Here is a 12,050-nt window from a genome sequence, read left to right as displayed (position 1 = left end):
ATCGGCGCTGGCGAAGCCCGGGCCGCAGCCGATATCGACCACGCGCATGCCGGGCGCGATGCCGGCCCGCTGCCAACAGTCCCTGACCCGCTCCCGCCACACACCATGTTGCAGCTGCAGACGGCCGATTTCGGCATCGTGCGTGCCGAGGATGTAATCCTGTTCTTTACTGTCCATGCCTTCGTTCCTAGGGTGCAATCAGCAGGCGCTTGATGCGCGCGCCGGCCCCGGATTTGATGGTGATCTGGTTTTTGCGCAGGCTAAAATGCGCAGCAACCAGGGCGATCAGCGCGTCATTGGCTTTGCCGTCGACCGGTTGCGCCTTGAGGCTGGCCAGCCAGACGCCGTCATCGCCCGGCACGAAGCGGTCTTCGCGGGCATTCGGTTTGACTTTGACCTGCAGGGAACTCGGTACGGACACGGGCGGCTCGCATGGAACGGACCGGTTTAGTTTACTCCAGCGTTTTCCAACGCGCCGGCCAGCGCCGGGAAGCGGAAAACGAAGCCCCGGGCCAGCAGTGCCGCCGGCACGGCACACTGTCCCCCGAACAGCAGCAGGCTGCGCTCGCCGAGGACGGGCTTCAGGGCCCATTCGGGCGTGACCAGCACGGCCTTGCGGTGCAGGCTCCGGGCCAGCGCATCGGTGAACGCACGGTTGCTGGCCGGCGCAGGGGCGGTCAGATTGAAGGCGCCCCGGCAGTCCGGATGATCGAGCACAAACAGCAGCGCATTCAGATAATCATGCCGGTGGATCCAGCTCATGATCTGCCGGCCATCGCCGAGCCGGCTGCCCAGCCCGAGTTTGAACGGCAGCCGCATTTTTTTCAGCATGCCGCCGTCGGCATGCAGCACCAGGCCGGTGCGCAGCAGGCAGACGCGCACGCCGAGCGCCTCGGCCGGCAGTGCGGCCTGCTCCCATTCAAGGCACAGGCGCGCGCCGAAATCCGCCGCGGCCGGTGCGCTTTCGTCGCGTTCCGCGCTTCCGGCATCGCCGTAAATGCCGATGGCCGAGCCGCTGAGAAATACCGCCGGCTTGCGTTCGGCGCTTTGCATGGCTTTGATCAGTTGATTCGTAATGCCGATGCGGCTGTCGCGCAGGGCCTGTTTGCGCGCGGCGCTCCACGGCCGGTCGATGATCGGTTCGCCGGCAAGATTGATGACGGCATCGAAATGCCGGTCGGGCGTCCACGCCGAAAGACGGCTCCAGGCCTGCACGGCGTCGCCGAACTTCGCCTTCACCGCCTCCGGGCGGCGGCTGAGCACGGTGAGGTCATCGCCGCGCTGCAGCAACCGGTGCACCAGCGCCGTGCCGAGAAAGCCGGTGCCGCCGGTGACCAGAATGCGCATCAGCCCTTGACCCGCAGGCTGGAGCGGCCGCCATCGACGCCGAGGATCTGGCCGGTGATCCATGCCGCCTCGGGCGACAGCAGGAATGCCGCGAGCGCGGCCATGTCATCGGCGGAGCCGAGCCGTGGAATCGGATGCAGGGCGGCGATGCTCTGCGCCATGGCTTCGTTCTGCCAGAGATTTTTCGACAGCGGCGTCTGCGTCAACGACGGGGCGATGGCATTGACCCGCACCGCCGGCGCCAGTTCCGCGGCCAGACTCAGGGTCAGCCCCGAGACCGCGGCTTTGGCCATGCCGATGGAGGCATGCATGCCGAAGCCCTGGCTGGCGGCGATCGAACTGAACAGTACCACCGAACCGCGCCCGGAGGCTTTCAGGGCCGGCAATGCGGCCTGCACCGCCAGCGCCGCCGACAGCGCATTGAGTTCGTAATCCCGCAGGAAATCGGCACGGCTCAGCCGCGGCAGGGCTTTCAGGGTGATGCTGCCGACGGCATAGACCAGGCCATCGAGGCGCTCACCGGCATCCTGTGCGGCTTGGGCGATGAAGCCGTCATCGAGCACATCACCGATGCTGCAGCCGGCGCCGAGTTCCGCGGCAAGGCCGGTGATGGCCTCGGCATTGCGCCCGGCCAGATGCAGATGATGGCCGCGCGCCGCCAGCAGACGGGCCGTGGCCGAACCGATGCCGCCGTTGGCGCCGAAGATCAGGATGCTTCCGGACATGGGCGATTCCCGCATAAAAAACCAGTATGCGGCGGCAGGCGTGATGGAAATGTGGTGCTCCGGCCATGAAAAAACCCGCCGGTGGGCGGGTTTTTCCGTTGCAGCAAGCCGGGGCTTACTTGATCTTGCCTTCCTTGTACGGGACGTGCTTGCGCACGACCGGATCGTATTTGGAAATTTCCATCTTGTTCGGCGTGGTCTTCTTGTTCTTGTCGGTGGTGTAGAAGTGACCGGTGCCGGCGGTGGAGATCAGGCGGATTTTGTCGCGTTTCGATGCCATGTCAGGTGCTCCTTAAATTTTTTCGCCACGGGCGCGCAGTTCGGCCAGCACGGAATCGATACCGCGCTTATCGATGGTACGCAGGCCATGGGCCGAGACCTTGAGTTTGATCCAGCGGTCTTCGCTGGCAACCCAGAAACGGCGCTCGTGGATGTTGGCATGGAAATGCCGGCGGGTTTTGTTGTTGGCATGCGAAACGTTGTTGCCGCTTTGCATGGCCTTGCCGGTTACTTGGCAAATACGACTCATGGCGTACCTCGTGGAGTTTTAAGGATCACCCGTAGCCCGGGTGAATTCGGCCCCGCGGAAATTCCGCACACAATGGGGTGGTGCCCGATGACGGCGTGCGTATTGTGGGCCGCACGGCCAGCAGTGCTTCAGGCGAGCCCGCTATTATGCCAAAGTTTTCCTTGTGGCGCAAATACTTAGCTGAATCCGGCCGGAATTCCGGGCTAAGCCCTTGATGCCCAAGGCCTAGTGCGAGGCCTTGTCGCGGTGCCAGCCGCGGTGCTTGATGTCCAGATACAGGCTGTACAGGGCGGTGAAGGCCGGAAACAGGTTCTGCAGCACGCCCACCGAATCCTGTTTGGAGGAGAACAGGAAGTAGCTCAGGGTCATCAGGCTGCCGACCACGCTCATGTACCAGAACACGCGCGGGATGACCGGTTTTCCGGCGCGCTTGGAGGCGATGAACTGCACCAGCCAGCGGCCGCCGAACATCAGCGCGCCGGTGTAGCCGATCAGTTTCCAGGGCGTGATGACCAGCCCGGTCCAGGCCAGCCACTCGATCGGCAGATTCATCATAGTTCGGCGGTTCCGGTGATCTTGCTGCGCTTGATCAGCCAGCTTACGCCGCGCAGATCGGCGATGCCGACCCAAGCGCGGCCCAGATTGTTGTATTTGGAGACGCCGGTGCTGCGTTCGCGGTGGTTGACCGGCACGCTGACCGACTGCCAGCCCGCGCGCTTGACCAGGGCCGGCAGGTAGCGGTGCATGTGGTCGAAGTAGGGCAGGTCGAGGAACAGCGCGCGCTCGAACAGCTTGATGCCGCAGCCGGTGTCCGGGGTTTCATCGCGCAGCAGGCGCGAACGGATGGCGTTGGCCGCCTTCGAGGCCCAGCGCTTCGAGCCGGTGTCCTTGCGTTCGACGCGCCAGCCGGCGAACAGCTTCACCGTCGGATCGGCGGCATCGCGGGCCGCCAGCAGTTTCGGTATGTCGGCCGGATCGTTCTGGCCGTCGCCGTCCAGGGTGGCGATCCATTCGCCGCGCGCCAGTTTGACGCCGTTGCGGATGGCGGTGCTCTGGCCGCTCTGCCGGGTGTGGCCGAACACCCGCAGTTCGGGCACCGTTTCCCGGAGCTGTTTCAGCACCTCGCGCGAGGCGTCCTTCGAGCAGTCATCGACGTAGACGATCTCGAACGGCAGCAGACCGCGCAGGGCGGCGGTGATTTCATGCACCAGCGGCGCGATGTTGTCCTGCTCGTTGAATACCGGAACGACCACGGAAACCTGCGGCACGGCGGCGTTGTCCAGCGTCATGGGGTGGCCTCGTCGGCTAGGGATCTGCCGCTATTGTAGCGCGTCAGCGCCGCAGTTTTTCCAGAATGCCGTCGAGCGTGTCGAGGCCGTGGTAGTGGATGACCAGTTTGCCGCTGCCTTTGCGGCCGTGATTGAGCTGCACTTTCGCGCCCAGCAGATCGGCGATTTCACGCTCCAGGGTTTCGATGTCGGCATTGCTGCGGGCCGGCGCCGAACCGATTTTCGCCGGCGGTTTGGTCTTGCCGGCCTGTTGCGCACGCCGCTCGACTTCGCGCACCGAGAGCTGCTCTGCGGCGGCGGTCTGCGCCAGCGCGATGGCCAGATCGGCCGGCAGGGTCAGCAGGGCGCGGGCATGGCCCATTTCCAGCTGCCCGGCTTCGACCAGTTTGCGGATGGCTTCCGGCAGTTCGAGCAAACGCAGCAGGTTGGACACCGCGGCGCGCGAGCGGCCGACCGCTTCCGCGGCCTGCTGGTGGGTCAGGTCGAATTCATCGATCAGCCGGTGCAGCGAGGTCGCTTCTTCCAGCGGGTTGAGGTCTTCGCGCTGGATGTTTTCGATCAGTGCCATGGCGATGACCGCGCGGTCGTCGACTTCGCGCACCACCACCGGCACATCGCGCAGTTCGGCCAACTGGGCCGCGCGCCAGCGGCGTTCGCCGGCGATGATTTCGAATTTGCCGCCGCCGATGTCGCGCACCACGATCGGCTGGATCACGCCCTGGGCGCGGATGGAGTCGGCCAGTTCGGTCAGCTTCTCGGTTTTCATATCGCGCCGCGGCTGGTACTTGCCGGGCTGCAGCTTGGTGATCGGCAGCCGGGTCAGGCCTTCCTTGCTCAGATCGGCGGGCGCCGCCGCGGCTTTCAGGTTGCCGCCGAGCAGCGCATCAAGACCGCGTCCGAGTCCGGTTTTCTTGGCGGCCATCAGCTGCTCCCTTTGGTTTTATCGTTGCGGCGGATCACTTCGCCGGCCAGGCCCATGTAGGCCAATGCGCCGCGCGAGCTGCGGTCGTAGCGCAGGATGCTCATGCCGTGGCTGGGCGCCTCGGCCAGACGCACGTTGCGCGGCACCAGGGTGCGGAACACGGTGTCGCCGAAATGCTGGGTCAGCTCGTTGCTGACCGCATTGGCCAGATTGTTGCGCACGTCGTACATGGTGCGGATGATGCCGTCGATTTCCAGCGCCGGGTTGAGCTTCTGCTTCAGCGCGTTGATGGTGTTGATCAGCGAGCTCAGTCCTTCCAGCGCGAAATACTCGCACTGCATCGGCACGATGATGCCGTCGGCGGCGGCCAGCGCGTTCAGGGTCAGCAGCGACAGCGAGGGCGGACAGTCGATGATGATGAAATCGTAATCGCCGCGGATCGGTTCCAGGGCCTGTTTCAGGCGGCTTTCGCGCGCCGGCATGTCCATCAGCTGGATTTCGGCCGCAGTCAGGTCGATGTTGCCGGGAATCAGGTCGAAGCCTTCTTCGCTGCGGCGCAGGACCTGTCCGATCGACGATTCACCGAGCAGCAATTCGGTGATGGCATGTTCCAGTTCGCGTTTGTCGAAGCCGGCTGCCATGGTCGCATTGCCCTGCGGATCGAGATCGACCAGCAACACTTTCTTCGGCGCGGCGGCCAGTGCGGCCGCCAGATTGACGGCCGAGGTGGTCTTGCCCACTCCGCCTTTCTGATTGGCGATTGCGATGATGCGGCTCATTCAGCTTCCAGTAACCGGCGACTTCCAGCCCTCCATTATGCCCAATGACGGCGGCGTTTGGCGGGGCAAGGGTAAATTTTTATGGAAGTGCGGCGCGTCCGACCACCACCAGCTGGCGCTCGGCATCCAGTCCCGGTACGTGCAGCGGGTGGCAGGCGATGACCCGCCAGCGGGCATCCAGCTCCGCGATTTCATCGGCGATGCGCGGTCCTTTCATTGCCAGCAGCACGCCATCGGGCGCCAGCAGGTGGCCGCCGACCGCCAGAATGCCGGCCAGGCGGTCCATGGCGCGCGCGGTGATGGCGGCATAGCGGCCCGGCTCGGCCACGGCCTCGGCACGCGATTCGATGACCCGGGCGTTGTCCAGACCGAGCTGGCGCACCGCTTCGCGCAGGAAGCGGGCTTTCTTGCCGTTGCTTTCCACCAGACTGACCGCGGCTTCCGGCCGGATGATGGCCAGCGGAATGCCGGGCAAGCCCGGCCCGGTCCCCAGATCGGCCAGCGTGGCCTGGGTGAAATACGGATGCATGGCCAAGGAGTCCAGCAGGTGCTTGCCCAGCATGTCCTTCGGATCGCGGATGGCGGTCAGGTTGTAGGTCTGGTTCCAGCGCGCCAGCAGATCCAGATACTGCAGCAGCCGGTCGGCGTGGTCGCGCCCGAGTCCGAGCGCATCCAGGCCCTGGCAGAGTGCGTCATGCAATGGATGGCGTTCGGCGTTCATCGGTCTATTGTCGCAAATACGGCGCGACTGCGCATACACTAATGAAAACCACAGGGAGTAGCGCATGGCCAATGTCCTGTTGACCGGTGCCAGCGGATTCGTCGGCGGCCATCTGTTGCGCGAACTGCTCGCCAACGGCCACCGCGTGCAGGCCTTGTCGCGCGGCGCGGCTTCCGATGCGGTACTGGCCGATGCCGGCGCCGTGCCGGTGCGCGGCAGCCTCGGGGACCAAGCCGCGCTGAATGCGGCGGCGCAAGGCGTGCACGCGGTGTTCCACTGCGCCGCCAATACCAGCGCCTGGTCGAGAGACCGCGAGGTCCAGAACGACACCAACATCGAAGGCACGCGGCGCCTGTTGGCCGCCGCCGAAGCCAACGGCGTCGAATGCTTCGTGCATACCTCCAGCGTGTCGGCGTACTCGCATCTGGTCGAAGAGGTCCTGACCGAAACCCTGCCGCAGCGCGGCGGCGAAAGCTGGATCAATTACGAACGCAGCAAGTTCCTCGGCGAGCAGGCGGTCCGCCAGTCGGCATTGCCCTATCTGGTGTTCAATCCCTCGCACGTGCTCGGCCCGGGCGACCGCAACAACTGGGCGCGTCTGGTCAAGATGGTGCATGACGGCACCCTGCCCGGCGTTCCGCCCGGTTCCGGCGCCTTCGCCGATGTCCGTGAAATCGCCAAAGCACAGGTCAAGGCCTGGCAGAGCGGTCTGCGCAATGAATCCTTCCTGCTCGGCGGCAGCCATGCCAGCTTCCTGGAGTTCGTGCAGCTGGCCGCGCAGCTTTCCGGACGGCCGCCGGCCCGGCGCGCGATGCCGCAGGCCCTGTTGCGCGTGGTCGGACAGTTGAGCGAAATGGCGGCGGCGGTGACCGGCAAAATGCCGCAGATCACCCCGGCGGCCGTGGCCATGACCTGCCATCACCTGAAAGTGAATTCCGCAAAAGCGATGGCCCAGCTCGGTTACCGGGAAACGCCGCTGCCGCAGCTGATGGCGGACACCCTGGCCTGGATGCGGGCCGAAGGCATGATCACGGCGTCGCCAGTTTGAGTGCTGCGCCGATTTCCTCGATGGCATAGGAGGGCATGAACAGGTGCCCTTGTCCGGTCTTGACCCCGATGGCCATCAGGCATTCGCGCTGGGCTTCGGTTTCAACGCCCTCGGCGATCACGTTCAGGCCCAGCGACAGCGCGAGCGCGTGGATGGCGTGGATCAGATGGTAGGTCTTGTTGTTGGGGTTGTCGGTCAGCGTGGCGATGAAGCTGCGGTCGATCTTCAGGCAGTCCAGCGGGTATTTGTGCAGATAGGAAAACGAGGAATAGCCGGTGCCGAAGTCATCGAGGTTGATCTTGAATCCGGCATGCTTGAGCTGGGTCAGCAGCTTCAGGCCGAGTTCCGGATGCTCGATCAGCGCATCTTCGGTGACCTCGATGGTCAGGTTGTCCGGTGACACGCCGTACTCGGCCAGCAGCGCCAGCAGCCGGTTGGCGAAGTTCTCATGGCCCAGATGGCGCGGCGATACGTTGATGCTGACATACTCCGCGGCACCGAGCAGGACCGGCAGATCGCGGCAGACCTGTTCGTAGATGCACCAGTCGATCTGTTCGATCAGTCCGGTTTCCTTGGCGATGTCGGAGAAGTCGGCCGGCAGCAGGATGCCGCGCTCCGGATGGCGCCAGCGCATCAGCGCTTCGAAACCGAGCGTGCGGCCGGTGGTCAGATCGCTGATCGGCTGGTAATGCGGGAACAGTTCGCTGCGCGCCAGGCCGCGGCGCAGATCGCCCTCGATCATCAGGGTTTTCAGCGCGGACTGGTGCAGGGCGTCATCGAAGAAGGTGAAGCGGTTGCGGCCCAGTTCCTTCGAGCGGTACAGGGCGATGTCCGAATCGCGCAGGATTTCATCGGGATCGTGGTGGCGTTCATGCGAGATGGCGATGCCGATGCTGGGCGTGATGAACAGCTCCTTGCCCTGGATGAATATGGCCTCGTCGAACTCGTTGAGCATGCGCTCGGCCACCAGCCGCGATTCGTTGACGTTGCGGATGGAGTTCAGGATCACCGCGAACTCGTCGCCGCCGAGCCTGGCCACCAGATCCGGTTTGCGCACGCAGCGCTGGATGCGTTCGGCCACGGTTTTCAGCAGCTCGTCGCCGACCCAGTGGCCCATGGAATCGTTGATGATCTTGAAACGGTCGAGGTCGATGAAGAACACCGCGAACATGCGTGCCGGGTTGTTCTGGTACAGGCTGAGCGACTGCTTCAGGCGTTCGTACAGCTGGTTGCGGTTGGCCAGCCCGGTCAGCTGGTCGTGCATGGCATCGTATTTCAGCTTCTGCTCGGCTTCCTCGCGCCGGCCGATCTGTTCGCGCAGGGCCTGGTTGCTCATCTCCAGTTCCTGGGTCCGGCGCAGGATGTTCGATTCCATCTCGGCATAGGCCTGCTTGAGCCGGTTCGAGGATTCGATCTTCTCCAGCGCCTGCGCGATATGGCTGCTGACGAACATCAGCAGCTCCTGCTCCTTGCTGGAGTAGGCGTCGTGGCTGTCGTAGCTCTGCAGCGCGATGACGCCGATGGCACGGCCCCGGATCAGCAGCGGCACGCCCAGCCAGCACTGCGGCACCGCGCCCTTGATCACCGCCAGTCCGTCCTGCTTCAGGCGCTGGATGTCGCGTTCGCTGAGCAGCACCGGCGCCTGTTTGTGCAGCACCCATTCGGTCAGTCCGTTCGAGACCGGACGCGCCACCACGGGGTCGTTGCTGCGTTCGTCGATGTAGTACGGGAAGTGCAGGGTCGCGCCGGTGCCGTCGATGAACGCGACGTAGATGTTCTTGGCGTCCAGCAGCTGGCCGACGATCTCGTGCATGGCCGGATAGAACTGCTCCAGGGTTTCGCTCTGGCTGGCCAGCCGGGTGATGTTGAACAGCGCCGACTGGATCATCTCCGAGCGTTCGCGTTCACGGATTTCCTGGCTCAGTTTGGCGGTGCGCTCATCGACCATGCGCTCCAGCTCCACGGTCTGCGCGCGCCGGGTCAGCGACTGCCGGATGTGTTCGGCCACGAACGACATCAGATTGAGGTCGGCCTGGGTGTAGCGTTTGTCGGGCAGATAACTCTGGATGACCAGGCCGCCGACCACCACGCCGTTGTCCAGCATCGGGATGCCCAGCCAGTCGACGCTTTCCGGCCCGAGTTCGTTGTCGCGGGCCAGGCCGAAGCGGTCGAGCAGGGCCTCCGAGCTGTCCCAGGCGAAGCGCTTCGACTGCAGCATGGCCAGGGTGACGCTGTTGGCCAGCATGCTTTTGTCCCACTCGATGTCGGGATCGACCGGTTCCTTGTCGATGCTGTCGGCGTAATACAGGAACTGCATCGTGCCCTTGCTTTCGTCGAAGTTCACGATGAAGAAATTTTCGGCATAGACCAGGCCGGCGATGATGCCGTGCAGTTTCCGGAACAGCACGGCGGTGTCGTGTTCGGTGTAGGCCAGATTGCTGATGTCGAACAGGGCCTGCTGCAGTTTTTCGGATTTCATCAGCTGCTGTTGCTGCAGATCGCACTGGTGCCGCGCCATCAGATAGGACAGCATGGCCGATGCCGCCTGGAGCTCTTCGTCCAGGGTCTGCCGCGTTCCGGCCCCGCAGTTGACATCGAGGATGAACAGGGAGCTGCGGTGCCGGGCCAGAATCACCGGGGATTCGGCCCAGTCGCCAGGGTGTTCCGAGGCCGAGGTTTCCAGACGCTTCATGTCCTGCATGCTCATGGCGGGCAGGGACTGATGGCCGAGCGCCTGGTAATGCGGCGAATGCAGATGCCACAGGCAGCGCGGATGTTCGGAAATGCCGCGCGCGCGCAGATAGGCGCACAGCACTTCGGCCGCCGCCACAATGTCGGATGCTTTTCTAAGATCCTGATAAAGTTGGCTTTTAGTCGCCACGACCATTTCCGTTCAACGCATCCCCTCCCCGTGTCGAGGATTCTATCAGCTGGGCTCCGGCCACGCCATGACCCCTATTGGGATTAAAATAGCGGCATTGCCTCAGGAGCCGCCCATGTCCTTTCCGATGTCACGCCCGCGCCGCATGCGCGCATCCGTGTTTTCCCGGCGCCTGATGCGCGAACATCGGCTGGATGTCAGCGATTTGATCCTGCCGGTGTTCGTGCATGAGTTGGATACGGTAACGCCGGTGGCCTCGATGCCGGGTGTCGAACGCCTGTCCATCGATGCCCTGGTGCGCAAAGCCGAGCAGGCGATGAGCGCCGGCATTCCGGCCATGGTGCTGTTTCCGGTCACCGCGCCGGAGGCCAAGTCGCTGGATGCGGTGGCGGCCTACGATGAAAACGGTCTGGCCCAGCGCGCCATCCGCGCCATCAAGTCGCGCTTCCCGGAGATGGGCGTGATCACCGATGTCGCACTCGATCCCTACACCAGTCACGGCCAGGACGGTTTGATCAATGACGCCGGATACGTGCTCAATGATGAAACCGTCGAGGTGCTGGTCGCGCAGGCGCTGTCGCATGCCTTTGCCGGTGCCGACGTGGTCGCGCCGAGCGACATGATGGACGGCCGCATCGGCGCCATCCGCGAAGCGCTGGAAGAAGAAAACTTCGTCAACACCCAGATTCTGGCCTATTCCGCCAAATACGCCTCGGCGTTTTACGGGCCGTTCCGCGATGCGGTCGGTTCGGCGTCGGCGCTCGGCGGCGGCAACAAGTATTCCTACCAGATGGATCCGGCCAATTCCGACGAAGCCCTGCGCGAGGTCGCGCTGGATATCGAGGAAGGCGCCGACATGATCATGGTGAAACCGGGCATGCCCTATCTGGACATCCTGCGCCGGGTCAAGGACCGTTTCGAAATGCCGACCTTCGTGTATCAGGTCTCCGGCGAATACGCGATGATCAAGGCCGCCGCGCAGAACGGCTGGCTGGACGAACGCGCCTGCGTGATGGAGTCCTTGCTGGCGTTCAAACGTGCCGGCGCCGACGGCATCCTGACCTACTACGCGCTCGACGCCGCCCGTTACCTGAAGGACTGAGGCGTGCCGCTGCGCCAGCCGCATGCACGCTTCGCGGTGATCGGCCAGCCGGTCGATCATTCGCTGTCGCCTTACATCCATAAGCATTTCGCCGGCCAGTGGTCGGTGGATCTCGATTACGACCGTCTGGAACTGGCGCCGGATGCGCTGGCATCCGGTTTAGCCCGCTTCGCGGCCGAAGGCGGTGTCGGCGCCAATGTGACGCTGCCGCATAAACGCGCGGTAATGGACCTCTGCGCCGAACTGACGCCGCGCGCGCGGCGCGCACAGTCGGTCAATACCCTCAGTACTATTGACGGCGTCTGGCACGGCGACAACACCGATGGCGTCGGCCTGGTGAATGATCTGTGCCTGCGCCGAAACATCGATCTGCGCGGACGCCGCACGCTGCTGCTCGGCGCCGGCGGTGCCGCCTTCGGCGTGGCGCCCGCCCTGCTGGATGCCGGCATCGGCGAACTGGTGGTCTGCAACCGCAGCCCGGAGCGCGCCGATGAACTGGCCGATGCCCTACAGGAACCCGGGCGTGCGCATACCCGCTATTGGCAGGATCTGCCCGAGCTCGGCCATTTCGACCTGATCCTCAACGCCACCTCCGCCGGGCGCGGCACGCAGCCCTTGCAGCTGCCGTTCCGGCTGGCCGGCACGCACACCGTGGCGGTGGATCTGAGTTACGGCAGGGCCGCCATCGATTTTCTGGCCTGGGCCAA

General features: G+C 64.4%; 14 protein-coding genes. 3 read left to right on the top strand and 11 right to left on the bottom strand.

Annotated features, from left to right (window positions below; all coding sequences use genetic code 11):
• Nucleotides 1–187: 187 nt before the first annotated feature.
• The 10 genes from Q0W88_RS08855 to rsmG form a co-directional block, all read right to left on the bottom strand.
• A complete protein-coding gene (locus Q0W88_RS08855; protein WP_297802383.1) occupies nucleotides 188–421 on the bottom strand; it encodes a DUF167 domain-containing protein in 234 nt (77 codons plus the stop codon).
• A gap of 26 nt (nucleotides 422–447) precedes the next feature.
• Nucleotides 448–1,347 (bottom strand): TIGR01777 family oxidoreductase, encoded by a 900-nt coding sequence (locus tag Q0W88_RS08850; RefSeq protein WP_297802380.1) that lies wholly within the window; start codon nucleotides 1,345–1,347, stop codon nucleotides 448–450.
• A complete protein-coding gene (locus Q0W88_RS08845; RefSeq protein ID WP_297802376.1) occupies nucleotides 1,347–2,072 on the bottom strand; it encodes an SDR family oxidoreductase in 726 nt (241 codons plus the stop codon). Before Q0W88_RS08845 ends, Q0W88_RS08850 begins: the two co-directional genes overlap by 1 nt.
• 115 nt (nucleotides 2,073–2,187) lie before the next feature.
• On the bottom strand, nucleotides 2,188–2,352 hold the full coding sequence (gene rpmG / locus Q0W88_RS08840) for a 50S ribosomal protein L33 (RefSeq protein WP_188449914.1): 165 nt from the start codon (nucleotides 2,350–2,352) through the stop codon (nucleotides 2,188–2,190).
• Between the two features lie 12 nt (nucleotides 2,353–2,364).
• Nucleotides 2,365–2,601 carry a 50S ribosomal protein L28 gene (gene rpmB, locus Q0W88_RS08835; protein WP_297802368.1) on the bottom strand — a complete coding sequence of 79 codons (237 nt, stop codon included), beginning with the start codon at nucleotides 2,599–2,601 and terminating at the stop codon, nucleotides 2,365–2,367.
• 225 nt (nucleotides 2,602–2,826) lie between these two features.
• On the bottom strand, nucleotides 2,827–3,156 hold the full coding sequence (locus Q0W88_RS08830) for a lipid-A-disaccharide synthase N-terminal domain-containing protein (protein ID WP_297802365.1): 330 nt from the start codon (nucleotides 3,154–3,156) through the stop codon (nucleotides 2,827–2,829).
• Nucleotides 3,153–3,890: a glycosyltransferase family 2 protein gene (locus Q0W88_RS08825; RefSeq protein WP_297802363.1), complete on the bottom strand. Its 738-nt coding sequence runs from the start codon at nucleotides 3,888–3,890 to the stop codon at nucleotides 3,153–3,155. Before Q0W88_RS08825 ends, Q0W88_RS08830 begins: the two co-directional genes overlap by 4 nt.
• A 43-nt stretch (nucleotides 3,891–3,933) precedes the next feature.
• Nucleotides 3,934–4,812, bottom strand: a complete 879-nt coding sequence (locus Q0W88_RS08820) for a ParB/RepB/Spo0J family partition protein (RefSeq protein ID WP_297802360.1) — start codon at nucleotides 4,810–4,812, stop codon at nucleotides 3,934–3,936.
• Nucleotides 4,812–5,591 (bottom strand): ParA family protein, encoded by a 780-nt coding sequence (locus Q0W88_RS08815; protein ID WP_297802357.1) that lies wholly within the window; start codon nucleotides 5,589–5,591, stop codon nucleotides 4,812–4,814. The genes Q0W88_RS08820 and Q0W88_RS08815 overlap by 1 nt, the downstream gene beginning before the upstream one ends.
• A gap of 79 nt (nucleotides 5,592–5,670) precedes the next feature.
• On the bottom strand, nucleotides 5,671–6,378 hold the full coding sequence (gene rsmG / locus Q0W88_RS08810; protein ID WP_297802354.1) for a 16S rRNA (guanine(527)-N(7))-methyltransferase RsmG: 708 nt from the start codon (nucleotides 6,376–6,378) through the stop codon (nucleotides 5,671–5,673).
• Here rsmG and Q0W88_RS08805 point away from each other — a divergent pair.
• On the top strand, nucleotides 6,377–7,360 hold the full coding sequence (locus tag Q0W88_RS08805; protein ID WP_297802352.1) for an NAD-dependent epimerase/dehydratase family protein: 984 nt from the start codon (nucleotides 6,377–6,379) through the stop codon (nucleotides 7,358–7,360). The two genes, rsmG and Q0W88_RS08805, sit on opposite strands and share 2 nt — an antisense overlap.
• Here the strand turns inward: Q0W88_RS08805 and Q0W88_RS08800 are convergent.
• Nucleotides 7,341–10,241, bottom strand: a complete 2,901-nt coding sequence (locus Q0W88_RS08800) for an EAL domain-containing protein (protein ID WP_297802349.1) — start codon at nucleotides 10,239–10,241, stop codon at nucleotides 7,341–7,343. The two genes, Q0W88_RS08805 and Q0W88_RS08800, sit on opposite strands and share 20 nt — an antisense overlap.
• Before the next feature lie 115 nt (nucleotides 10,242–10,356).
• Between Q0W88_RS08800 and hemB the strand changes: the two genes are divergently transcribed.
• Nucleotides 10,357–11,343 carry a porphobilinogen synthase gene (gene hemB / locus Q0W88_RS08795; protein WP_297802346.1) on the top strand — a complete coding sequence of 329 codons (987 nt, stop codon included), beginning with the start codon at nucleotides 10,357–10,359 and terminating at the stop codon, nucleotides 11,341–11,343.
• Between the two features lie 9 nt (nucleotides 11,344–11,352).
• On the top strand, nucleotides 11,353–12,050 hold a 698-nt coding region (gene aroE, locus Q0W88_RS08790; protein ID WP_297802386.1), incomplete at its 3' end, for a shikimate dehydrogenase.

Origin of the sequence: Arenimonas sp. GDDSR-1, from assembly GCF_025980345.1 — a bacterium.
Lineage (GTDB): Bacteria > Pseudomonadota > Gammaproteobacteria > Xanthomonadales > Xanthomonadaceae > Arenimonas.
The sequence above is the reverse complement of the archived record's forward strand: the minus strand, read 5'-3'. Positions and strand labels throughout refer to the sequence as shown.